This window comes from Paenibacillus xylanilyticus (genome assembly GCF_047246825.1).
Lineage (GTDB): Bacteria > Bacillota > Bacilli > Paenibacillales > Paenibacillaceae > Paenibacillus > Paenibacillus xylanilyticus_B.
In genome coordinates this window covers 1,035,772-1,060,323 of record NZ_JBFOLB010000002.1, presented here as the reverse complement: position 1 = coordinate 1,060,323, position 24,552 = coordinate 1,035,772, and the positions used below count along the sequence as shown (strand labels likewise).

Below are 24,552 nucleotides of genomic sequence, written 5' to 3'. Positions count from 1 at the left end.
ACGGGATGTAGCTCAGCTTGGTAGAGCACCTGGTTTGGGACCAGGGGGTCGCATGTTCAAATCGTGTCATCCCGATCCAAAAGAAGTGGACTATCTTTTATAGATAGTCCACTTTTGTGTTTCTAAACGTAATACGAAGGTATCTGGGTTCCGCACACTGGGTTTATTTTGCATAAAGCATAATCCTTTCGGTCACACTAGGTTTAAAAAAGTGATAGAAGGGGTTCATGTGAACACGTCTAAATTCAGGAAACAATTCAAAAGACGCTGGCGACGCTGGAAACGAACTGCATGGATGACTGCTTCATTGGTGGCCATAACGATACTGGCCTACAGCGGATTGTCGATTTCCTCTCACATTCAACGATTGTTAACCACTAACTTTGGTGAAGCAGCTGCGGTAATGGGGCCTGTGACCATGGAAGAACGTTCCGAGGAAGAGGTACAAACCATATTGGCAAAGCTCTCTTCTGAACCTGATCGTTTAACTTCGGTTGTTTTGGAGACGCATTATATATGCGGGGTAGAAACAGAACAATTGGGGAAAATGGCTTTACCGCAATTAAAAGTATTGTTGCAACAACATCCGGAATGGGAAGCTGAAGTGGTCACCTCGGATACATTGCAAATCAAGGAACATGTGGATGATCTTTCCCCGTTATGCAAGGAACAGGCTTATATCAGTGTGGATGCAGTGGGGAATCTCAAACTTTATGAAGGTCGACCGGCAGAAGAGAAAGTCATTCGTACTTTTTTTCAGATGGACGTCGGATCGTTGGAAAGTTCTCTGCCTGAAGGAGTACTGGAGCAATTACAGCAGGGTATCCGTGTACAAGACAAAGATGAATATAACAGCGTGATTTCTACGTTTAGCGATTATGCCATTGATGGGCCGCATAAAGAAGAGCTTCAAAATGGCGGATAAATGAAGCGAATCCCATATTAGACTAGGGAATCAGTCTTAGGGCATCGAAAGATGTCCTTTTTGTCGTAGGAAAAACGATAGCCGCAAGCGGAACATGACCATGCAGAAAAGCCCTTTTTATGTCGAACCAAACGCTACCAGAGAATAGATAAAGTTTTTCCTGCCGCAGGGTCTATCTTTTGTTATAATGAAATGAACGATACATATGTTCGCTTTATTGTAAGGGAGAGATGGTTTTGCGTTTTTTGGGAATTGACCCGGGGATTGCGATTGTCGGTTTTGGATTTGTGGATAAGATCGGTAGCAAAGTGGTACCCGTACAATATGGCTGCATTCAGACGGAAGCCCATACACCTGAAGAAGAACGGTTGCTTCACGTTTATGAGGGCATGGTGCAGTTAATTGATAAATACAAGCCAGATGCAGTGGCACTGGAAAAACTGTTTTTTAACCGGAACGTGACTACAGCGATGTCTGTCAGCCAAGCGAGAGGTGTTATGGTGCTTGCTGCTGCACAGAAGGGCTTGCCCATAGCGGAGTATACCCCAATGCAGATCAAACAGGCGATCGTGGGATATGGTAAGGCAGAGAAGCGGCAGGTGCAGGAAATGGTCAAAATGTTTTTGCGTTTGCAGGCTATTCCGAAGCCGGATGACGTAGCAGATGCTTTGGCTGTAGCCGTGTGTCACGCGCACTCTTATACATTAAATTCCAAGTTGAATGAGGTATTGCGAAAATGATTGATTTTCTAAGAGGACAGTTCGTACATGTAGAGAATGAATATATTGTGCTTGATGTTCATGGTGTGGGGTACCGTGTATTCTGTCCCAATCCGTTTGCGTTTGCGAAGCAGGAAGGCGAAATTACGGTGTATACCCATCACCATGTGCGTGAAGACGCGATGCTTCTGTTTGGCTTTGTTACACGGGAAGAACAGCGTTTGTTCCGCAAACTGATTGAAGTATCCGGTATTGGACCAAAGGTGGCGCTTGGTATATTAGCAGGTGGTACACCGGACCACGTCGTTACAGCGATCTATCAGGAGAATTTGACGTTCCTGACAAAATTGCCGGGTATCGGCAAGAAGACGGCGCAACGCATGATTTTGGACCTCAAAGACAAGCTGGACGGTTTTGGTGCAGCGGCGTATGCTACAGGTTTGTTTGCACCACCTTCGGAGGAAGCAGGAAGTGGTTCTGCATGGGATGAGGCCCGTGACGGTTTGAAGGCTCTCGGTTATACAGACAGTGAGCTTGATAAAGTGTGGCTTAAGTTGAAAAAGGATGTCACTTCGGCGGATTCTGTTGATGTGTTGATGAAACGTGCGCTGCAAATGCTGTTTACGGGTTAGTTAAATTTGCATATAACATATAGCAGTAGCCCGCACAAAAAAAGGTAGGGATGAACATGGATGACCGCATTATTTCCGCCAACCTGATGATGGAGGATCAGAATGTTGAACTGAGTCTTCGTCCCCGGTATCTGAATGAATATATCGGACAAAACAAGGTCAAGGAAAATTTGAAAGTATATATTGAAGCTGCCAAATTGCGCAATGAAGCATTGGATCATGTGCTGCTCTATGGTCCACCCGGACTTGGTAAAACGACACTTGCCAATATCGTTGCTAACGAGTTGGGCGTGAACCTGCGCACCACGTCGGGACCGGCGATTGAACGCCCGGGCGATCTGGCTGCGCTGCTGACGAATTTACAGGAAGGCGATGTCCTGTTTATTGATGAAATTCATCGTCTGCATCGTACCGTTGAAGAAGTGATGTATCCCGCCATGGAAGACTCTGCGTTGGATATTATGATTGGGAAAGGGCCAAGTGCTCGTTCCGTTCGGCTGGATCTTCCGCCGTTTACCCTGATCGGGGCTACGACACGTGCAGGCTTGCTGTCTGCACCACTTCGAGACCGGTTTGGTGTCATTAGCCGTCTGGAGTTTTATACGGTAGATGAGCTGGCGTACATCGTCTCACGATCTACTGAAATTCTGGGTGTCGAGATTGTTGGTGATGCTGCAGAAGAGATTGCACTGCGTTCCCGTGGGACACCGCGGATTGCCAATCGATTGCTGAAAAGGGTACGCGACTTCGCTCAGGTACGTGGCGATGGAATTATTACCCAAGCACTGGCTGAAGAGGCTTTGAAACGACTTCAGATTGACCCACGTGGATTGGACGAAATCGATCACAAGATGCTTACATCCATGATTACCAGTTTCCGCGGAGGTCCTGTTGGCCTGGATACGATAGCAGCTACAATTGGTGAAGAAAGTCAGACCATTGAAGATGTCTATGAGCCATATCTGCTGCAGATCGGTATGATTCAGCGTACACCAAGAGGCCGGATCGTTACGGATCTCGCTTATCATCATCTGGGTCTGCCTATACCACCAAGAGACGGAAAGTAACTCGCGGATCTTTCTTTATAAAGAAAGTTGAAGTTTTCAAGAAATCTACCCGATATAAATTGTAGAAACTGCATGGAGAGGAGTTTGAACGTGGGGAAAGCATTACAAACGAAGAAGTGGAGCCGGCGGTTAAAGGTTTTGGCTGCCGCTTTATTGACGGTAGGATGTCTGCAAGTGCCTGCCTTTGCTGCAGAGAGTGATGGACAGATGATCCGGGTAGCGATGTTTGCGAACCTGGGAAGTACGTATAAGTCGACAACACCACTTATTACACTTGAATCAACTGGTAAATGGAGCATTGGATCAGAGAGTGGGGCGGGTGTATCCCTTCCTGCTGGTCAAATTCGTTTCAGTGCGGATGGCTTCCGAGTAAAGGTGCTGGAAACCGGGGACTACAAGACTGCAGCCGCAGCTGCAAAATTATTGCAGGCAACCAGCGATAAACCATTGCTGTTCACCACGACGTTGAGCGGTAAGGCAACGTACCAGCTGTATACGGGGAATTATGCAACAGAAGCTTTGGCTTCACAAGCAGTAGCACGAGTGCAAAAAGTGGCTGCAGCTCAAATGGGTGGTCAAAAGGCAGCGGTAACCGGAAGCAAGCGTTTGTCTGCAGGGAGCTACAGTTCACTCCAGGAAGCTGAGGCTGCACAGGCATCGCTCTTATCAGGAGGAATCAGTGCCTACACGGTACTGCAATTGACTGGCGGAGCTCAAGGATATTCGGTATGGGTTGGAGAAGCGGTTACGGATGCGGAACTGGCAGCAGTGCAAAAGAATGTGGAAGCCAAAGCACCCGGAGTGAGCTTAACCCCTGTAACTAACAGTGCTGGGCTCATGATCCGTCAGGATGCGGGATTAAGCACGGATACACTGAAAACTGTTCCACATTACACTATCGCAGGCAGTGAAGCCAAAGCTTTTGTGCAAGGTGATGGAAGCGGGATTAAAGTGTTAGAACGCTCTGAGCGGACATACCGGGGAGACATGGAAATTAGCATCGTAGGCGGCGATTTGGCTTTGGTCAATGTCGTCCCACTTGAACAATATCTATACTCGGTTGTTGGGGCTGAAGTATATTCATCCTGGCCAGCAGAGGCCCTAAAAGTTCAGGCAGTCGCAGCTCGCTCTTACGCGCTTCAACAAGGCGATCGTTTTAAAATCGCCAATGTGGTGGATACGACACTCAGCCAAGCGTATAACGGAATTAGTTCGGAGAACGATAAAGTGACGAGTGCCGTAGATGCAACTGCGGGGGAAGTTATTAAAAGCGGCGGTAAAATCGTTGAGGCTGTGTTCTCTTCCAATGCGGGTGGACAAACAGCTCACCCATCCGAAGTATGGAATGGTGGGGCAGGTGTGTTCAGTAATGTGGACAGCCCTGGGGATGCATCGGCCCAAGCTGGGTTACATACGTGGTACCATGTGCTGCTAAGTTCAGGGGTAAGTGGATATATCCGTGAGGACAATGTCAAAGAACTGACAACAAAAACAGATGCAGGATTGTCCAAAGTGACGGTTACCGCCCAAAATACCAATGTACGTCCCATACCACTCATTCAATCTACGGTTGAACCGGTAGCCAAAATGAACCCAGGCACCGAGGCTGTGGTTTTGGCGAAAGTGGCACAGTCCAATGATTACGCGTGGGTAAGAGGACCATTTACATCAGCTGCTTTGGTTAAAGCTCTGCAAGGAAAAACAACGACGACCGTTCCGGCGTCCATCTCTACATTGGAAGTCACGAAGCGCGGGCCTTCAGGAAGAGCACTTGAAGTCAGTGCGAACGGACAACCGTTGACGGTCAAGTATGCAGACACGTATCGTTCCGCACTTGGGGGATTGCCGAGCACTTTATTTGATATTGCAGGGACCGGAAGTTATACTGTATTAGGCGCTGACGGGCAAACATCAAGTAAAACCGGTTCTAAAGGAGCAGCGGTTTTATCCGCTTCTGGAACGGGCACATCATCCGGTAATGCTCTTGTCGTTATGAGCGGTGATGGTCAAGCCAGAGCAGTGACTCAGGGTCAGACCTTCATGTTCATTGGTCAGGGTAACGGTCACGGATTGGGCTTGTCTCAATGGGGGGCCAAAGGTATGGCAGATGAAGGGTATGATTACCAGGAAATATTGAAACACTATTATCAAAATGCGACTATTGTTAAGGAATGAATTGAAGATGAATGTGAACTTATATGATTTTGAACTACCGGAGCAGCTGATCGCACAGACGCCTTTGCTTGATCGGACGGCGTCCCGGCTGCTGACCTTAAACAAGGAGAGCGGTGAGGTTAACCATCACTCGTTCCCTGATATTATCAACTTTCTGGAGCCTGGTGACACATTGGTCTTGAATGATACTCGTGTTTTGCCGGCCCGCTTATTCGGCACGAAAGAGGACACCGGGGCTAAGGCTGAGGTGCTTCTGCTGAAAAATGTGGAGGGCGATCGTTGGGAAGCCCTTGTCAAACCAGGGAAAAAACTTAAAGCCGGTTCTGTTATTGTATTCGGGAACGAGCTTAAGGCCGTCATTGATGAAGAAGGCGAAATGGGCGCGCGCATGCTGACGTTCTCTTATAATGGAATCTTTCAGGAGATTCTGGATCGTTTGGGCGAAATGCCTTTGCCTCCTTATATCAAAGAGACACTGGATGACCGTGAAAGATACCAGACGGTATATGCAAAACACGAAGGATCAGCAGCAGCCCCAACGGCTGGACTGCATTTTACGGATGAGCTGCTGGATCAGATCCGTGCCAAAGGAGTAAACGTTACATTCATTACACTGCATGTTGGACTCGGAACCTTCCGGCCCATGTCTGTTGATGTTGTTGAAGATCATGTCATGCATGAGGAGTATTACTCTTTGTCTCAAGAAACTGCGGATCTGATTAATGAAACGAAAAGACGTGGCAATCGTATATTCGCAGTAGGTACAACGAGCTGCCGGACGCTTGAAACCGTAGGCAGCAAGTTTGAGGGTCGTGAGCTGCAGGAAAGCAGCGGCTGGACCAAAATCTTCATCTATCCAGGTTACACCTTCAAGGTTATAGATGGCATGCTTACGAACTTCCATTTGCCGAAATCGACACTGGTTATGTTGGTAAGTGCTCTTGCAGGCAGAGAGCATATCATGCATGCTTATGAGCAGGCGATCCAAGAGCAATACCGCTTTTTCAGTTTTGGCGATGCCATGTTGATCTATTGATTTACACGATAATCTTGGCATAACGATTAATTTTAGAGGATGATTAAAACCAATGGCAGCAATTACGTATGAACATATCAAAACATGTAAACAATCCGGTGCGCGTCTGGGACGCGTACATACACCGCATGGTATTATCGAGACACCAACCTTTATGCCTGTAGGAACACAGGCGACTGTAAAAACGATGAGTCCAGAAGAGTTGAAGGAGATGGATGCACAGATTATTCTGAGTAACACCTATCATCTTTTCCTCAGACCTGGTCATGAGATTATTCGTCAGGCTGGCGGCCTTCACAAGTTCATGAACTGGGATCGCCCGATTTTGACGGACAGTGGTGGATTTCAAGTGTTTTCCCTCAGCGAGATGCGTAAAATTACGGAAGAAGGCGTTCACTTCCGTTCCCACCTGAATGGTGACAAGAAGTTCCTTTCACCTGAGGTCGCCATGGAAATTCAGAATGCACTCGGTTCCGATATTATGATGGCATTTGATGAATGTCCGCCGTATCCGGCTGAATACGAATATGTGAAAAAATCGCTTGAAAGAACGAGCCGCTGGGCAGAGCGCTGCCTGGAAAGTCATGCTCGTCCGCATGATCAAGGTCTGTTTGCCATCGTACAGGGAGGCATGCATGAAGATTTGCGTCGCCAGAGCGCAGCAGATTTGACTTCCATGGATTTCCCGGGGTATGCTATTGGTGGACTGAGTGTTGGAGAACCGAAACATTTGATGTATGGCGTATTGGATTACACAGTGCCACTGTTGCCTTCCAATAAACCACGTTATTTGATGGGAGTAGGTTCGCCCGATGCATTGATTGAGGGGTCGATTCGCGGAGTGGACATGTTCGACTGTGTTCTGCCTACCCGGATTGCCCGTAACGGAACAACAATGACCAGCCAGGGGCGTCTTGTAGTTCGTAACGCCAAGTTCGCAACCGATTTTGGTCCACTGGATCCTGAATGCGATTGCTACACTTGCCGTAACTACTCCAGAGCTTACCTGCGTCATTTAATCAAAGCGGATGAAACATTTGGCTTGCGTTTGACGACGATTCATAACCTTCATTTCTTGCAGAATTTGATGCGCAATGTGCGCAAAGCCATAATGGAAGATCGTTTGCTTGATTTCCGTGATGAATTTTTCGATCAATATGGTCTTCACGACAATGACAAAGGTTTCTGATCAGGTTTTGCAGAACCGAAGAAACACGCAGTATCTGTAAGTATAGTCGATAAGGGGGAGTTTGAATGTTTCAGGGAATGCCTTTAGCAGGAGCACAAGCAGGCGGTGGAATTGTATCTTTGATCGTACCTTTGGTACTCATGGTTGCGATTTTCTACTTCTTGATGATTCGTCCACAGAACAAAAAACAAAAGCAGCGCAATGCGATGCTGAATCAGTTGAAAAAAGGCGATAAAATTGTAACCATCGGTGGCCTTCACGGTACCATTGCTGAAATTACGGATGATGTTGTTGTACTTCGTGTAAACGATGTAACCAAGCTTACATTCGACCGTAATGCCATCAGCAGTGCAGTGAGTCGTGAAACCGCTGTTGAATAGAACGATTCTAATTTGTATTAGAGAACCGGATCTCTACGGAGACCCGGTTCTCTTTTTCTTTTTTATATAATCGATCGAACCATTAAACTTTCTAAGACTTGTGTGTGTTAACTCCGAAAATTCCCCCAAGTGCAGAAATCAGGAAGGCGCTTGCGAGCTGCAGACTGTCCTTCCAATTGAATGAAGCGTCCAAAGCCAGAAATCCAATAAGCAGTATGATCAGCCCGTAGACGATTCCGGTTAAACCTCCATGGTACCAGCCTTTTTCGCCAGACCGTTTTCCCGCTACAAATCCCCCAACCAGCAGGGATAAACCATGAACCACATACGTGTAGAGCGAAAGCTCTTGTTCCCGCATGTTGGTCATCCAGAGAAAGAGGGAGAGAATCAGTGCTCCCAGTAACATCCATACAAATGCATGGCAGAGTCCCGACAAAATCGGGTTGGACATTCGAAACGAAATCACTCGGCGAATCAGCTGCATGAAGCAACCCCCTTGTACAAGTTTGAAATTATTACAGTGTATGGTCAAGCCTTTGGAGTTATGAACTGAATTTTCCATTAAATGAACAATTAAGATTCGCATGAGCATATCAGCTTCAGGTCAAAATAGGGATTACGCTTCAGGTATCTGTCTTAACTCAGATGTGAAGGAGGAACCATGTTGTGAACTTTTCAGATATCGGTGCTCATATCTTTCGAACGATCCTCATGTACTTTATTGTTTATGGGGCCATTCGGGTTATGGGCAAAAGGGAAATCGGAAAACTGTCCATGTTTGATCTCGTTGTGTCGATCATGCTTGCCGAAATAGCGGCATTCGTAATCGAGGATACCGAAAAACCGTTGTATCACGGCATAGTGCCCATGTTGACAGTTCTTGTTGTTCAGATTGGCATGGCTTTTCTAAGTCTCAAAAGTCGCAGGTTACGACTGATGATTGATGGCAAACCGACCGTGCTGATCTCCAAGGGTACATTGCATCGCGATGCAATGCGCAAACAGCGATACAATTTGGATGACCTGCTGCTTCAATTGCGTGAACAGAATATCGACAGCATTGACGAGGTTCAATTTGCGATTTTGGAGACAACGGGCAAGCTAACGGTCATCCCGATGGACAACTCTTATTCCTCCAACAGCTCATCACAACCAACAAATAACAAACAAAGACCCAGAAAAGACAAGGTGGATGGCTTCCAAAATATTAAATATGAAGGTCTGCCTTTGCCGCTGATTATGGATGGAAAAGTTCAGGATCAAAACCTTGAGCTCATCAAGAAAACACGCTTTTGGCTTAAAAATGAGATCCAGAAGAAAGGTGTTCTCGATTTTAAGGATGTGTTTATTTGCTCCATTGACCACAACGGAAAAGTATTCGTGAGTTTGAAGGATGATCAAAAATAGGAAGTAATGCCTTACTTACGTGAACGTCGCTGAAACCATGAGCCGATGAGCGGCATCCGGGAGAGATCATGGAAGTCAATCATTCGGGTTAAGCCCATCACGATAAAGTAAACGATTAAACCGGTTAGTAGAGCCAGGATCATTCTCAGCCAAAAAGGCAGCAAGATGACTGTATGTTCATAAACAAGAAGAGTTGCTGCTCCCATGATGACCATACCTGCTGCTGTTTTGACCCAGTCCATTATTTTAAACCGGAACTGAAGCAGATTGCGCACACTTCTGGCGTGTAAAAGGGTAACGATGGTTGAGTTCACACAAATGGCAATGACTGCCCCAAAAATACCGTATTCCGGCCTGGATGCAAGCAGTAATATCAAAGTAATTTTGATCACTGCACCGATAAAGGTATTGAGGAGTGCTTTTCCTGGACGATCGAGTGCCTGCAAAGCGGCTTGAAGAGGTGCCTGGATGTAGATAAACAGAGCAAAAGGAGCCATCAGTTTAAGCATGCTTCCAATCGATGCATCATTATATAGTACCAAACACATCGGTTCGGCAAGCACATACATAAAAACAGAAAAAGGTGCACCTGTGACGAGTGCAAGCCGCAAAGCCTGGTGCATGCGTTTGTGAATGAGGGCACGGTCTCCCTGTGCTGACGCTTCAGATAGTGAGGGTACAAGTGACGTTGCAAGGGAGGAAGTCAGCGCTCCCGGCAGCAGCAGCAGCGGAATAATCATGCCTTGTAAAGCACCATACTGGGCGGTGGCCAGTCCACGGGATATGCCTGCAAGTGCCAGACTCTGAGCGGTAACGATCGTTTCAGCAAGGTAGGAGAGGGAGCCTACCAGTCGACCTGCTGTTACCGGCACCGAGATAGCCAGCAAACGTCGAATCAAACCTGTTTGCGAACCTTCTGAATCAACGCGTACAGTTGGCACCGGAGCATTTACATCCTTAGGGGGAAGAAGCCGATTCGCTCGCTCCGAATCCTTTTTGTGTCTGTGGTAATTCCACAGCAATACAAGCATGCCCACAAATTCTCCAACGAGTGCTCCAAGCATGGCCCCTGCGGCTGCCTGAGCAATACCCTGGGGGAGTAAAAGCCAGGAAAACCAGATCACGCATATGATACGGACGACAGTTTCCGTTATAGAGGAAGCTGCGCTTGGAATCATATTTTGCTTGCCCTGAAAATACCCTCGAAACACTGCAGATACGGCAATGATGGCAATCATCGGACTCATGCTGACAAACGTATGGTATACCCTCTCATCTGTCAGAACATAACGTGTAACCCAGGGCGCAAAGACGATGCACAAAAACATGAATACAACACCTAGCGTTAAGGTGAAGCTTAGACTGATCTGCAATATGCGTTGGGGGGAATAACGGTTAGCCCCCGTGTCTGCTTCAGCAACGAGTTTAGCAACGGCGAGTGGTATGCCACCGGTAATTAATGTCACGAGTACAATAAAGAACGGATAGCTCAGCTGATACAAACCAACCCCTTCAGCACCGATCACGCGTGGCAGCGCAATGCGGGGGATAAAACCGAGAATGCGATTAATAATGCCTGCAGCAAGCAGGATCATGGCTCCCTGGATGAATGTCTGTTTCTTCAAAACTACCCCTCTTTCCCGGTTGAAAGTAACAGGTCTCGTAAACGGGACAAAGCCGTTGTTCTTCATCCTATGCCAGTCCATCGTCTTCTCATGACAATTTGGACTCTATTAACAAAAAGAACCAGAAGGGGCAAGAAGGAATATGAATGCCTGAAGTCGAATCATGTAATATTGATGCCGCATAAAGGCTTGTGCGTATGGAAGGAGGCGCTCCCCGCTTGGAGGAAATGAACGAAATGGAGTTGGAAGAATCCATTGAGATGTTATGTCGCAGCAAGGCGGAGGAATTAAGGCTTGTCGGATACGAATATGTGACCAGCAAAGATGTCTGGAATTGCGTTAGTCATAAATATGAAAAACAGGGCATTCCACCGCTTCACCAGCTGGTGAACGACATTTTGTCACTGAAAGCAACAAGCTTTATGAACTTTATGACCGTTTCTGCATACCGGGGGTCCTCTTTCTAACGAAAGGGATCTTTTTGTGTTGGAAATTGACTGCTTTTTACGGCATCGCTATAATAGGAATATTGAGAATGAAAGGGGATCTAGGAACGGCATGAAAAGAATTGTCAGTTTCATTCTGGTCGTGCTTGTGACCGCAGGAGTCATGCTGGGCACAAGTCCGGGGCTGCTCAAAAATATACGCTTGGGCCTTGATTTAAAGGGAGGCTACGAGATCTTATATGAAGCAGAGCCGCTGGAACAAGGGCAGGAAGTTACCAAAGCTTCATTGGTACAAACTGCAAAAAGTCTGGAAAGCCGTGCCAATGCGCTCGGAACAAGCGAGCCGGAAGTAACAACGGAAGGAACAAACCGGATTCGTTTGAAGTTGGCTGGCGTTACCGACGAGGCTGAAGTAAGAGCCAAAATGAAAGAACCAGCTGTTCTGACTTTCCGTAGTAAAGGTGAGAACGACAAGGAAGGCGAGTACACAAAAATTGAGCTTCGAGGAAATGAATTTGTTGAGAACGGGGCAAAAGTGACATTCAATCAGCTGAATGAACCAATGATTGATATCCAGGTCAAGGATAAAGCCAAGTTCTCTGAAATTACGAAGCGTCTCATTGGACAACCTCTGGCCATCTATCTGGATGATCAGTTACTCTCCGCCCCAACCGTACAACAGCAATTGACTGACGGTTCGGCACAAATTACAGGAAGTTACACACGTGAGGAAGCGAATCAGCTTCGTGATACCATTAACCTGGGTGCACTCCCTCTGAAACTCACAGAGAAATACTCACAAAGTGTTGGAGCGACACTCGGTAAATTGTCTCTCGACCAAACCATAAAAGCGGGATTGATTGGTTCCGTTATTATTTTAGTGTTCATGATTGGTTTGTATCGCATACCGGGGATTATCGCAAGTTTCGCCTTGATCACACACACGTGGCTGGTACTGGCAATCTTCTATATGGGAGAATTTGTGCTTACCCTTCCGGGTATTGCTGCATTTATCCTGGGTATAGGGATGGCTGTCGATGCCAACATCATTACGTACGAACGGATTAAGGAAGAAATGCGGAGTGGTAAATCGATTTTGTCTTCGGTCAAAGCGGGCGGGAAGAGTTCCTTCCGTACCATTATTGATTCGAACATTACAACGATTATCGCTGCGGCCGTTATGTTTTTCCTGGGTACAGGTGCAGTAAAAGGTTTTGCACTCGTGCTGATTTTTGACATCGTCACCAGCATTATCACGAATATTTTCTTCTCCCGCTTCCTGTTGACCCTGCTTGTGCGGGCTAACGTGTTGAAGAAGCCTAAGTATTTCGGAGTGAAGGAGAGTGAAATTCGTGCGCTTTAATTGGAACTTTGATTATATTAAAGGCAGTAAAATTGCCTATACGTTCTCCATTATTTTAACTTTGGCAGGAATTATCAGTTTGTTCTCCCTTGGATTGAATTATGCTGTTGATTTCCGTGCAGGTTCGAATGTGGACATTACCGTATCCAAGGCGATTACGACTGAACAGATTACTCCCATTATTGAAGACCTTGGCGTCGACGAAGGCGATGTAAATATTACGCCTGGTGCGGATCGGGTGAACGTTCGTTTCTCCAACGTTTTGGATGAAACTCAGGAGAGCAAGTTCAAAGAGGAATTCACTAAATTGGATTCGGCGGCTTCCTATGAAGTCAATACCGTCGATCCGGAAATGGCTAAAGAGCTTGAACGTAACGCCATCTATGCTGTCCTCATTGCGAGTGTCGGTATCATGATCTATGTAGCGATCCGATTCGAGTGGCGTTTCGGTCTGGCAGCCGTTATTGCACTTTTCCATGACGCATTTGTAGTCATTAGTGTGTTCTCCATCTTCCGTCTGGAAGTGGATTTGACCTTTATTACAGCTGTACTGACGATTGTCGGTTTCTCGATTAATGACACCATCGTTATCTTTGACCGGATTCGGGAGAATCTGCGTTTTGCCAAAAAAACAACCAAAGCCGATTTGCGTGAAGTGGTTAACCGCAGTCTGGCACAAACCATGACACGTTCATTGAATACGACATTCACCGTATTCATTGCATCGCTTTGCTTGTTTATCTTCGGTGGAGAATCCATCCGCATGTTCTCGCTTGCGATGGTGATCGGAACATTGTTCGGTGCATACTCATCCATCTTTATCGCAGCACCGTTGTGGTTGACACTGAAAGGTAAACAGCCAACAAAACCTAAAGCAACTGCGAAAGCATCCAACTAAACATCTGATTGTCAAGCCGCGTCTGTCAGGCGCGGTTTTGCAACTTTTGGTACAGTATTAAGGGGGAATTTCCATGACCAGAGAACGTATTCCAGCTGTTCAAGCGGCAACATGGAGTGGTATTGCCGGGAATATGACACTTGCAGTAATCAAGGCTGGAGTCGGTTATATGGCGAACAGCAAATCGTTGCTTGCTGATGGCCTGTATTCTGCCTCGGAAGCTGCTTCCTCACTGGCGGGTCTCTTCCCCTCGAAGTCTGTACAGAATAGGAACAAGGCCCACCGAGAACGGTCCAGGGAGCATTCACGTATGGCGAGGCCTGGAATTACGGTGTTGCTGTCTGTCCTTATTCTTATGGGCGGGTTGCAGATCGCCATTTCCGCTCTGACCGGATTGACTGGAGATGAGCCTGGCCAATCGGCGAAATATGACCATGCACTTATCGCAGCTTTTGCTGCACTTGCCGTGAGAGAAGCCATTTTTCAATTTCAATATCGATATTTTCGCAGACGTAACCAGTCACAGGCACTGGCGTATGCTCAGGAACACCGACGTGCGCTCTATTGTTCACTTACCGTGTTGGTAGGCATCGCAGGTTCTATGGCTGGAGAAACGATGGGGATAGGATTTCTGCTGTATATGGACCCAGCGGCTGCACTAATCGCTTCCTGTTTCGTACTACACAAAGGTTACCGGATGATCGTGGATACCGTCTATGGCTCACTGATTCAGGAGCTGGAGCAGGAAGAGGCATCCGATTTTAAGGAAACAGTGCAGCGTGTGTATGGTGTCATTACGATTGAGCATCTGGTTGCACGGGAACAGGAACATGATGTGACCATTGAGCTGGTCATTAGTGTGAATCCGAGAATATCCGTGCTGGAGGCTCAGGAAATTGCCAATCGGGCCAAGACATTGCTGTTAACTCGTTTTAGTCATGTAAAAGAAGTGCAAATCCAGGCTATCCCTTATGATCCGGGGTATCCTTATAAAACCAATCATGAACTGCCCGATCATGAAGCGACATTAATTCAGTAATGGAGCACGGGTCCCGTAGATCAGGAAAGGAGCGTTATCATTGCTTTATTCGCAATACCGGTGGAACACACCGAATATCGATCTGGAGGCGGCTGCGGGACTCTCGCAGGCGCTTTCCGTTTCAGGACTTGTTGGACGTTTGCTGGTTAGCCGGGGAGTCCATAATGAAACAGAGGCAGAACGGTTTCTTCATCCCGATCTAGGGCAGATGCACGATCCTTATCTGCTCCGCGGCATGAAGGAAGCTGTCCCCCGTATCCGGCTTGCGCTGGAGCGCGGAGAACATATTTTAATTTATGGGGATTACGATGCGGATGGGGTATCCAGTACTTCTCTGATGATCCATTTAATGCGGCATCTTGGGGCATCCTATGATATCTACATCCCTCATCGTTCCAATGAAGGTTATGGGCTGCACAACCATGCGCTGGATTGGGCCCATCAACAGGGTGTTTCACTAATCATCACGGTTGATACAGGAATCAGTGCAGTCGAGCAGATTGCCTATGCATCATCACTTGGAATGGAAGTTATAGTCACAGACCATCATGAACCACCCGAAGTATTGCCTAAAGCCTATACGTTGATTAATCCGAAACTTCCGGATTGTCCATATCCCTTTAAAGGGTTGGCCGGCGCTGGTGTGGCCTTAAAACTGGCCCAAGCCCTGATCGGTGAGGTGCCTGGCGAATGGATGGAGATCGCAGCCATCGGGACCGTTGCCGATCTGATGCCGCTTGAAGGAGAGAACCGGGTTATTGTCAGTTATGGCGTCGAGTCCATGCGGGGATCACGTCTTCCCGGCGTCAGTGCACTGCTTGAAATTAGCGGTGTGGATCAGAGCCAGGTTACCTCAATCAATATCGCTTTTGCGATGGCTCCACGAATTAATGCCAGTGGACGTCTGGATCATGCCGGAAGAGCAGTGTCGCTGCTTACCACCGAGGATCTGGATGAGGCTCATATGCTTGCAGGGCAACTTGATCTGCTCAATCGGGAACGACAGCAGGTTGTTGAGGGCATACTTCAGGAAGCCAGCGCGCAGTTGGAGCAGAAAATTCAGCTCCGTTCCGGAAAAGTTCCGGATGTGATCGTTCTTGCGGGAGAAGGCTGGAATGTTGGAGTGGTTGGCATTGTGGCATCCAAATTGCTGGAGCGTTATTACCGACCAACACTCATTCTCGGGATCGACCCAGAGAGTGGTGTTTGCAAAGGCTCTGCTCGCTCCATTGAAGGCTTGGATATTTATGAGGCTCTCACAGCCTATAAGCACACCATGGACCATTACGGGGGACATCCGGCAGCCGCAGGCATGACCCTCCATCGGGATCAGTTGGAAGAGCTGGAGTCGGGACTGAATGAGTTTGCCGCGGCCGTATTAACGGAAGAGGATTTTATGCCTCAGCGCCTGGCAGATGACGAATGCAGAATCAGTGATGTGCCGTTGAAAGTGATTCAGGAGATTGACAGGCTTCAACCGTTTGGCATGAGCAACCCTTCTCCCCGTTTCGTCTTGCGGAATGTAACGGTAAAAGAAACTCGAACCATGGGCCGGGAGAAACGCCATCTGAAACTGGTTCTCGAACAGGATGGGCAACAGCTTGAAACCGTTGCTTTTGGAAAGGGAGCTTTGGCTGAATTTTTACCTGCGGGTACTCTTATTGATGTTATGGGTGAACTGTCCATTAATGAGTGGAATGGGATGCGGAAACCGCAATTGATGCTTCAGGACATTCATGTCCCTCATGCTCAAGTGTTTGACTTGCGCGGAAACGCTGATCCGCTGAACGCCATGAAACAGTTCCTAAGTTCACTTGAAGTACATTTAAAATATACATCTGGTTCGATCGGTGCAATTGTCCGAAAGGAAACAAATGTTTCTGAGGGAAATTCATTGTATGAACCGTGCCTTTGGGTATATGATAGAAAGGTCGGTTTGTTGCCGTTTAATGCTGCTGCGCAGCATTATGGACAGGAACAGGTCCGGACGTTATTTGTGTTTGATACGCCGGAAACCCCGGAACAACTTGAAGCCATGCTGGCCATGTTCAGCGGAGCCGAGAATATCATCCTTCTGCACGGATCAGGCAACCGCCGAGATCGCCTTCAGATGCCTTCTAGAGAACTCTTCAAGCGAATTTATATGCTGGTGTCGAAATGGAAAGCCGAACCGGTAGAGGAACAAGAGATTACTCCTGTGCTCAGTCGTCAGTGTGGATGTTCGCCGCGCATGATCACGATGATGCTGGATGTATTTGAAGAATTATCGTTCATCACCCGAAACGATGGCAAGATATCGTTTGTGGATAACCCGCCCAAGCGTGAATTAACCTCGTCCCGTCATTATCAGGCCTTGGAAAGCATGGCCGAAACAGAACAGGTATTGCTGGATGCATCTACACCGCAGCTGACACAATGGATGATATCCCGGATGAAGGGCGTATCTTAAATGGAAGTTGTGCTATTTATTTTAGGAGGAGATTATTTTGGATTTTAAAGAGTATATTCGTGTCATTCCTGACTTTCCACAACCGGGAATCAGCTTCAAGGACATTACGACATTGTTGAAGGATGGAGAAATGTACCGCAAGGCGATCAATGAGCTGAAAGTAATGGTTTCTGATCTCAAAATTGATGTCATTGCTGGACCTGAAGCACGTGGTTTCGTTGTGGGCGCTCCTCTGGCATACGCTCTTGGTGTCGGATTTGCTCCGATTCGCAAAAGCGGAAAATTGCCTGGAGAGACGATCGAAGTAGGTTATGATCTCGAATATGGCAAGGATACGCTTGCGATGCATACCGATGCGATTGAAAAAGGACAAAATGTTCTGATTGCTGACGATTTGCTGGCAACGGGCGGAACGATTGCAACTTCCGTTAACCTGATTGAACAATTGGGAGGCAAAGTTGTAGGAGCCGCATTCCTGATTGAGCTGTCTGACCTGAATGGACGCGCTAAATTGCCGGAGATTGAAGTATTCACGTTGATGAACTACTAAGATCCCTGCATTCGTGCTGTCTCACAATTTAAAGTGCATCTCCCGTTTCCCGGGAAATAATATACAGCATTAATGATTATAAAAAGCCTGCTTTCTCAATTCTTAGGAACTGAGAAAGCAGGCTTTTTGTGTTTTCGTATTTTCGTGCGTAATTCAGAATGTACAGGTGTATGCAGCGAGTGTATCAATCGGGTGTTTTTTCTGTCAGCGGTTGTTTCTCCGATTGATCGTTGGACCAGCCAAGTACTTCAAACAATTTGAACAATAGGCTCAGCAAGATACCGACGATGGTAGCGAGCGCCATACCTTTCAATTGTACACCGTAGATCGATAACTGAGTTCCGCTTAATCCGATCACAAGTACAAGCGTCGTCAGCAGAAGGTTAGTCGGCTTAGCGAAGTCTACTTTTTGTTCAACCAGAATACGCAATCCGGATGCGGCAATGACACCAAACAGAAGCAGGGATACACCACCCATAACCGGTACCGGAATGTTGGCTACAAGCGCCGAGAATGTGCCAGAGAACGAAAGCACGATCGCAATAATGGCTGCGCCACCAATAACGTACGTGGAGTAGACTCTTGTAAGTGCCATAACACCGATATTTTCGCCATAGGTTGTATTTGGTGTGGATCCAACAAAGCCTGACAGAATAGTGGAAACGCCGTTTCCGAGCAGGGAACGGTGGAGACCAGGGTCTTTGGAAAGATCCTTGCCAACAATGCTGCTCGTTACGAGCAAGTGTCCGATGTGCTCCACAATAACAACAAGCGCTACAGGTAAAATGGTGAAGACAACAGACCAATCAAATGTAGGTGTTGTTACGGTTGGCAGTGAGATGAAATCAGCATTGGCGATTTTTTCCGTTTCGACTGCTTTCATAAAGTATCCAAGTACATATCCGGATACAATCCCGATCAGAATGTGAATGATTTTGGGGAATCCGCGGAATGTTACGGCTCCGATTACAGTGATGCCGAGAGTAACCATGGATAAAATAATGGGTTTGGCTTCAGGAACCCAATTGGGGTTGCCCGCAGGGTCAGAATTGATCAGACCGGCCATTCCAGCTGCAACCGGCACGAGTTCGAGACCGATCAGGGCAACGATGGCACCCATCACTGCCGGAGGGAACACAACATTAATCCAGCCTGTCCCGGCGTATTTAATGATCAGAGCCACAACGCAGAATACAATGCCTGTTACGATAAATGCACCGAGAGCCATGGAGTAGCCATTACCCGGATGTGAAGCTAAAACGGATGATACAGGTGCGATAAAAGCAAAACTGGAGCCCAGATATGCAGGTATTTTGCCTTTGCACATCAATATGTAAAGCAATGTTCCGATACCGTTCATTAACAGGATCATGCTTGGATCGACCCCGAACAGATTCGGCACAAGCACCGTGCTGCCAAACATGGCAAACAAATGCTGCAGACTGAGCAGGGAGCCAGATCCCAGTGGCATCTTCTGATTAACCTGAATTTCGCGTTGCAATGAATATTCATCTCCTTTTCCGAAACACAAATCTTCAATAGATTACAGAGTTTCTCTTAATTAAGCAATAACATTTTTTGCGTTTTGGCTTCGAATGTACGTTTTTTATCAAATGTTGATTCTATTTCGCATATAAATGGCCATAATAATTAAGATAATGCCACGGTTCAATCCCGGTGAAGGGGATTATTAACAAATTGATGGAACAGTCATAAATTCTTTTAAAAAATTGGATATATGCTCTTATTCGTCAGCAGTTGACGGGAAACGGGCGAAGCGTCATAATTATAGGAAATTACTTTTACGGGGAACCTGTGTTGATACATTTGTCACGGGTTCCATTTTGTATAGAAAGGACACGGAACAGATCAGAATGGGCATAGAGCAATTACTCGAGAAGGCCGGAGCTTATATCAAAGAACCCGATCTGGTGCGCATACGTGAAGCTTACGAATTTGCTGATCAGGCCCACCATGGACAGACGCGAAAATCGGGAGAACCGTATATTCTGCATCCGCTTGCGGTTGCCGACATTGTTGTGAACATGCAGATGGACACCATCTCCATAATAGCAGCGCTTCTTCATGATGTTGTAGAAGATACTACGGTATCGCTTGAAGAAATCCGCAATCACTTCGGCAATACGTGTGCCATGCTTGTTGATGGCTTGACGAAGCTGGAACGTATTCAGTTCCGCTCCAAGGAAGAGCAGCAGAACGAAAACTATCGTAAAATGTTCATCGCCATGGCGCAGGACATCCGTGTCATCGTTATCAAATTGGCTGACCGTCTGCATAATATGCGGACACTCAAATTCCAGTCGGAAGAAAGCCAGCGCAGAATCTCTTATGAGACGCTGGAGATTTTCTGTCCAATTGCGAATCGTCTGGGTATCTCTGCGATCAAATGGGAAATGGAGGACATCGCCCTCCGTTATTTGAATCCGCAGCAATACTATCGCATTGCGAACCTGATGCACAAAAAGCGTGCAGAACGTGAGCAGTACATTGATACGGTCATGGACGGCATTACGACCAAGCTTGATGAAATGGGAATTCAGGCAGATCTGTCTGGTCGTCCGAAACATATTTACAGTGTGTTCAAGAAAATGACAACGAAAAACAAGCAGTTTAACGAAATCTACGATCTGCTTGCGATTCGTATTATTGTGGATAATATCAAGGATTGTTATGCTACGCTCGGTATTATTCACACGCTATGGAAACCGATGCCTGGACGATTTAAGGATTACATTGCCATGCCGAAGGCCAACATGTACCAATCGCTCCACACAACGGTGGTTGGCCCCAATGGCGAACCAACCGAGGTTCAGATCCGGACATGGGATATGCACCGTACTGCCGAATTCGGGATTGCGGCCCACTGGGCATACAAGGAAGGTGCGGCCACCGGAAATAATTTTGAAGATAAAATTACGTTCTTCCGGGAAATTCTTGAGCTTCAAAATGAAGCGCAGGATGCATCTGAATTTGTCGAATCCCTTAAAATGGACTTCTTCTCTGATCTGGTATTTGTGTTTACGCCAAAAGGCGAAGTCATTGAGCTGCCTACAGGCTCCGTGCCGCTGGACTTTGCGTATAGAATCCATACCGAAGTCGGAAACCGTACGATTGGTGCCAAAGTGAACGGTCGCATCGTTCCGCTTGATTACCATCTGAAGACCGGAGATATCATCGAGATTTTGACGTCCAAACATTCTTATGGTCCAAGTCAGGATTGGCTCAAAATTGCGAAATCATCTCATGCACGAGCCAAGATCAAGCAATGGTTTAAAAAGGAACGCCGCGAAGAAAACGTTGAAAAAGGCCGCGAAAGCTGTGAGCGTGAACTGAAACGCATGGGGCTTGATCCTTCTGCGTGGATGACCGATGACAAGTTGATGGAAGCTGCCAAAAAATATGCCTTTAACGATATCGAAGATATGCTTGCGGCTGTTGGATTCGGTGGAATTACCGCTGCACAGATCGTGACCAAAGCAACCGAGAAATTGCGCAAAGAGCAGGAAGAGTCCAGTTTGCTGGAATTAAATTCCGAGATGCGCGAGCTTAAGCCTGCCCCTGAACGCAAAAATCGTCCAACCAATGGCATTCGTGTCAAAGGCATTGATAACTTGCTTGTTCGTTTTGCACGCTGCTGTAATCCTGTACCTGGGGATGATATCATCGGATATGTTACACGGGGACGTGGCGTTTCTGTTCACCGGAGTGACTGTCCGAATATCCCGTCAAGTGCAGATGGAGAAGAAGCAGCTCGTGTTATCGAGGTCGAGTGGGAAGAGAATATTGAAGCCAACTACAGTGTAGATATTGAGATTACCGGCCATGATCGCAATGGTTTGCTCAATGAGGTGCTTCAGGCCGTTTCCGAAAGTAAAACCAATATATCTGCTGTCACCGGACGGACAGACAAAAATAAATTAGCATTGGTGCACGTTACGATTCTGATTCGCAATACAGAGCATCTGCATTCTGTTGTTGAACGGATCAAACGGGTGAAAGATGTCTACTCAGTGCATCGGATCATGCAATAAGGAGCCTGTAAGATGAGAGTGCTTGTGCAACGTTGCAAAGAGGCTCAGGTAACGGTTGGAGACGAAATAACGGGACGGATTGAATCCGGCGTAATGCTGCTCGTGGGGATAACCCATGAAGACACGGAAAAGGATGCAGTATACCTGGCAGACAAGGTTGCCGGACTTCGGATTTTCGAGGATGATCAGGAAAAGATGAACCTTAGCCTGGTAGATGTAGGTGGCGCTGTCCTATCCGTCTCCCAATTTACTCTATACGGCGATTGCCGCAAGGGGAAACGACCAAGCTTTGCAGCTGCAGCCAGACCTGAAGCAGCTGAGGTATTATATGAGACCTTTAATCAACTATTGAGGGATAAAGGCATTCAGGTGGAAACAGGGAGATTCGGAGCCATGATGGATGTGTCCTTTACGAACTGGGGACCCGTGACGCTAATGCTGGAAAGCCCCGTTCGTCAGGAAGCACGTGCATAATTCGATGGGGATCAGGCGATAATGAAGGAAGATTCAAGAATTAGCATAAGCTGATCAAAGGAGTATCTCTCATTATGCGTCAGTCTGCCAAGATAACACGTTCCCGCACAGAACCACTGCTTATTCCCGGAAACCTGTATGAGTCGCTGAAACTGGCTCGTGCAGCTTCTGAATGCGTGGCTGCGATCTGGTCTACCCAGAATTCGGACAAGGGAGAGCAGTGTCGTCTTCCTCGTGCCTAAGTTATGCTGAAAGAACAATTTGCAAGCAGGTAGTCATATATATGTTGAAGCTTACTCCATAGTAGCGGACCAAAAAGCCTTGATTCGATGTTTGAATCAGGGCTTTTTGGTTTGCAGCCGTATTTGTATGTCGGAAAGAATATTGAAGGCGTGAGCTGTTATAAACAGCTGCGGTTAGGGTAATAACAACACGAGGCACATGATTGTGCCGAGGTTCAGGGTTTGTAAACGGATTTTCTGAATTTGTAGATTACAAAGTTCTGCAACACCCGAATATGAAAAGATTTTTCGAACACGGAAAGGAGAACGTACGTTATGAGTAAAGTTGCTTTTTTATTGGCGAACGATTTTGAAGATTCGGAAATGCAGGTTCCATATGATGAGGTGAAAAAGGCCGGACACGATGTGGAAATCATCGGTTTGAAGGCAGGAGAAACGCTCAAGGGTAAAGGTGGCAAGGCCTCCTATACTTCAGACAAGGCGATTTCAGAAGTGTCTGCTTCAGATTATGACGCTGTGGTAATTCCAGGGGGATCCTCTCCTGAAAATCTGCGTACGGATGCAAATATTCTGAAATTTGTAACCGAGATAAACAGTGCGAAGAAGCCAATCGCGGCTATCTGTCATGGCCCGCAAATTCTGGCCAGCGCTGACCTGCTGAAAGGGCGGACCATTACATCCTATCCTCCGCTTAAGGATGATATGGTCAATGCAGGTGCTGAATTTAAGGATCATGAGGCTGTAGTGGATGGCAATTACATTACATCAAGAACGCCAGCCGATGAGCCTGCATTTGTTCGTGAACTGCTAAAAGTCATATAATCGGTCACGGGTAATCGATTAGCTTGTTATCAAGTTAATCTGCACCATAAATGATGCAATTTATTCCGATAAAGGAGGGTTTGACATGGCAAAGCATATTCAGGCATATTTTCGAACCGAAGATGAGGCAGAAGGTGCAAGAACTTCACTTCAGACATTTCGGACGGAGCATTTGGAGGTAGGGCAGCTGGACAGTGCGATTGGCAGAGACAGACGCATCATGTTACCGCTGGTGCCTTATAACACCGCGGGTGGTGCAGGTACAAATGGAGCCATGGGCGTAGGAACGGCGCCAGGGGTTCCTGCCAGCGAGAACGTCGTTCCTGTGGTTAGCAATGTGGATCGAAATGCTGACCGGGGACCACGCGACAATGTGAATGAGGATGGAGACTTGCTCGATGCGGCAGACGTATCCTCGGACGATTATGATGATCTGCATTATGTTTTGTCTGCCAAAGTCCAGGATGAGGATTATGACGAAATTATTCATAAACTTCGTTCCAACAATGCCTATGTGGAAGAATTGAATTAACGTGTAGATCCCTTCATTTAGGGCCTTGCGACGCCTGACTTTAGAGTCGGTGCTGCTCGCAAGGGCCTTTTTGATGATACTAAGTCACCCGCTTATAAAGCGCTATCATTTTTGTAATATTACTGTAATATTAGTTACATAAGGCTTTAACATAGGGCGTTTATAATAACAAGCATGACCCCCTTTTTTTATATATCCTTTGAGCCTGCACACCGTGTGCAGGTTTTTTTTTGCTGTCTGATCATGTTAGCCCTTGACTTTAGTACTGCGGTTCATTACAATCAGAAAATAAATTAACTTAAAAGGTTATACTATAACTTAAAACGATATCATGATGATTTGATGACGGGACCAAGTACTCCGTGCCCACATGACCAGAGAGGAATCCCCAGGCTGTAAGGATTCTCTTGATGAGCGGACGAATGACTTCCCCGAGAACAGACGGCGAACACATCAGACTAATAATCTGATAGCCATTAGCCGGCCTGCGCAGGACGTGCGTTACACGTAGAGCGGAATGATTTTTTGAT

At 46.9% G+C, this 24,552-nt stretch carries 23 protein-coding genes and 1 tRNA gene; 21 read left to right on the top strand and 3 right to left on the bottom strand.

What is annotated here, in order from left to right; all coding sequences use genetic code 11:
* Position 1 precedes the first annotated feature (1 nt).
* The 9 genes from AB3N00_RS19500 (at position 2) to yajC (ending at position 8,123) form a co-directional block, all read left to right on the top strand.
* Positions 2-75, top strand: a tRNA-Pro gene (locus AB3N00_RS19500).
* Between the two features lie 154 nt (positions 76-229).
* Positions 230-925, top strand: coding sequence for a BofC C-terminal domain-containing protein (locus AB3N00_RS19495; protein ID WP_413036041.1), 696 nt, complete (start codon positions 230-232; stop codon positions 923-925).
* Between the two features lie 236 nt (positions 926-1,161).
* The gene (gene ruvC, locus AB3N00_RS19490; RefSeq protein WP_056701196.1) at positions 1,162-1,665 is read left to right on the top strand and encodes a crossover junction endodeoxyribonuclease RuvC; all 504 of its coding nucleotides are present in this window, start codon (positions 1,162-1,164) and stop codon (positions 1,663-1,665) included.
* Positions 1,662-2,276: a Holliday junction branch migration protein RuvA gene (gene ruvA / locus AB3N00_RS19485; protein WP_095289470.1), complete on the top strand. Its 615-nt coding sequence runs from the start codon at positions 1,662-1,664 to the stop codon at positions 2,274-2,276. Before ruvC ends, ruvA begins: the two co-directional genes overlap by 4 nt.
* A 56-nt stretch (positions 2,277-2,332) precedes the next feature.
* The gene (gene ruvB, locus AB3N00_RS19480; protein ID WP_175397157.1) at positions 2,333-3,343 is read left to right on the top strand and encodes a Holliday junction branch migration DNA helicase RuvB; all 1,011 of its coding nucleotides are present in this window, start codon (positions 2,333-2,335) and stop codon (positions 3,341-3,343) included.
* Between the two features lie 90 nt (positions 3,344-3,433).
* Complete coding sequence (locus AB3N00_RS19475) at positions 3,434-5,518, top strand: SpoIID/LytB domain-containing protein (protein WP_413036040.1); 2,085 nt, start codon at positions 3,434-3,436, stop codon at positions 5,516-5,518.
* Between the two features lie 7 nt (positions 5,519-5,525).
* Positions 5,526-6,554 (top strand): tRNA preQ1(34) S-adenosylmethionine ribosyltransferase-isomerase QueA, encoded by a 1,029-nt coding sequence (queA, locus tag AB3N00_RS19470; RefSeq protein WP_413036039.1) that lies wholly within the window; start codon positions 5,526-5,528, stop codon positions 6,552-6,554.
* Between the two features lie 52 nt (positions 6,555-6,606).
* Entirely contained in the window at positions 6,607-7,743 is a 1,137-nt protein-coding gene (tgt, locus tag AB3N00_RS19465) for a tRNA guanosine(34) transglycosylase Tgt (protein ID WP_175397160.1), read from the top strand.
* 65 nt (positions 7,744-7,808) lie between these two features.
* Positions 7,809-8,123 carry a preprotein translocase subunit YajC gene (gene yajC, locus AB3N00_RS19460; RefSeq protein WP_175397161.1) on the top strand — a complete coding sequence of 105 codons (315 nt, stop codon included), beginning with the start codon at positions 7,809-7,811 and terminating at the stop codon, positions 8,121-8,123.
* A 91-nt stretch (positions 8,124-8,214) separates the two neighbouring features.
* Here the strand turns inward: yajC and AB3N00_RS19455 are convergent, their stop codons facing one another.
* Positions 8,215-8,607, bottom strand: coding sequence for a TIGR04086 family membrane protein (locus tag AB3N00_RS19455; RefSeq protein ID WP_413036038.1), 393 nt, complete (start codon positions 8,605-8,607; stop codon positions 8,215-8,217).
* Between the two features lie 227 nt (positions 8,608-8,834).
* On the opposite strand from AB3N00_RS19455, the gene AB3N00_RS19450 reads away from it, so the two are divergent.
* Complete coding sequence (locus tag AB3N00_RS19450; protein ID WP_413036085.1) at positions 8,835-9,530, top strand: YetF domain-containing protein; 696 nt, start codon at positions 8,835-8,837, stop codon at positions 9,528-9,530.
* Positions 9,531-9,541: 11 nt separating this feature from the next.
* Here AB3N00_RS19450 and spoVB read toward each other — a convergent pair whose 3' ends face one another.
* On the bottom strand, positions 9,542-11,155 hold the full coding sequence (gene spoVB / locus AB3N00_RS19445) for a stage V sporulation protein B (protein WP_413036037.1): 1,614 nt from the start codon (positions 11,153-11,155) through the stop codon (positions 9,542-9,544).
* A gap of 227 nt (positions 11,156-11,382) precedes the next feature.
* On the opposite strand from spoVB, the gene AB3N00_RS19440 reads away from it, so the two are divergent.
* The 6 genes from AB3N00_RS19440 to AB3N00_RS19415 all read left to right on the top strand — a co-directional run bounded on the left by AB3N00_RS19440 (position 11,383) and on the right by AB3N00_RS19415 (position 17,900).
* Positions 11,383-11,622: a post-transcriptional regulator gene (locus AB3N00_RS19440; RefSeq protein ID WP_413036084.1), complete on the top strand. Its 240-nt coding sequence runs from the start codon at positions 11,383-11,385 to the stop codon at positions 11,620-11,622.
* Between the two features lie 91 nt (positions 11,623-11,713).
* The gene (secD, locus tag AB3N00_RS19435) at positions 11,714-12,964 is read left to right on the top strand and encodes a protein translocase subunit SecD (protein ID WP_413036036.1); all 1,251 of its coding nucleotides are present in this window, start codon (positions 11,714-11,716) and stop codon (positions 12,962-12,964) included.
* A complete protein-coding gene (gene secF / locus AB3N00_RS19430; RefSeq protein WP_413036035.1) occupies positions 12,954-13,862 on the top strand; it encodes a protein translocase subunit SecF in 909 nt (302 codons plus the stop codon). The genes secD and secF overlap by 11 nt, the downstream gene beginning before the upstream one ends.
* Before the next feature lie 73 nt (positions 13,863-13,935).
* Complete coding sequence (locus AB3N00_RS19425; RefSeq protein WP_413036034.1) at positions 13,936-14,901, top strand: cation diffusion facilitator family transporter; 966 nt, start codon at positions 13,936-13,938, stop codon at positions 14,899-14,901.
* A 40-nt stretch (positions 14,902-14,941) separates the two neighbouring features.
* Positions 14,942-17,350, top strand: a complete 2,409-nt coding sequence (gene recJ, locus AB3N00_RS19420; protein WP_413036033.1) for a single-stranded-DNA-specific exonuclease RecJ — start codon at positions 14,942-14,944, stop codon at positions 17,348-17,350.
* 37 nt (positions 17,351-17,387) lie between these two features.
* Positions 17,388-17,900 carry an adenine phosphoribosyltransferase gene (locus AB3N00_RS19415; protein WP_175397168.1) on the top strand — a complete coding sequence of 171 codons (513 nt, stop codon included), beginning with the start codon at positions 17,388-17,390 and terminating at the stop codon, positions 17,898-17,900.
* A gap of 184 nt (positions 17,901-18,084) precedes the next feature.
* Here AB3N00_RS19415 and uraA read toward each other — a convergent pair whose 3' ends face one another.
* Entirely contained in the window at positions 18,085-19,401 is a 1,317-nt protein-coding gene (gene uraA / locus AB3N00_RS19410) for a uracil permease (protein ID WP_413036032.1), read from the bottom strand.
* 373 nt (positions 19,402-19,774) lie between these two features.
* Between uraA and AB3N00_RS19405 the strand changes: the two genes are divergently transcribed.
* The 5 genes from AB3N00_RS19405 (at position 19,775) to AB3N00_RS19385 (ending at position 24,022) form a co-directional block, all read left to right on the top strand.
* Positions 19,775-21,952: a RelA/SpoT family protein gene (locus tag AB3N00_RS19405; RefSeq protein ID WP_413036083.1), complete on the top strand. Its 2,178-nt coding sequence runs from the start codon at positions 19,775-19,777 to the stop codon at positions 21,950-21,952.
* Positions 21,953-21,964: 12 nt separating this feature from the next.
* Positions 21,965-22,426, top strand: a complete 462-nt coding sequence (dtd, locus tag AB3N00_RS19400; RefSeq protein ID WP_347383696.1) for a D-aminoacyl-tRNA deacylase — start codon at positions 21,965-21,967, stop codon at positions 22,424-22,426.
* 74 nt (positions 22,427-22,500) lie between these two features.
* Entirely contained in the window at positions 22,501-22,668 is a 168-nt protein-coding gene (locus tag AB3N00_RS19395) for a hypothetical protein (protein ID WP_413036031.1), read from the top strand.
* 315 nt (positions 22,669-22,983) lie between these two features.
* Positions 22,984-23,490, top strand: a complete 507-nt coding sequence (locus AB3N00_RS19390; RefSeq protein ID WP_175397172.1) for a type 1 glutamine amidotransferase domain-containing protein — start codon at positions 22,984-22,986, stop codon at positions 23,488-23,490.
* A gap of 85 nt (positions 23,491-23,575) precedes the next feature.
* Positions 23,576-24,022 (top strand): hypothetical protein, encoded by a 447-nt coding sequence (locus AB3N00_RS19385; RefSeq protein ID WP_413036030.1) that lies wholly within the window; start codon positions 23,576-23,578, stop codon positions 24,020-24,022.
* The last annotated feature ends 530 nt before the right edge of the window (positions 24,023-24,552 follow it).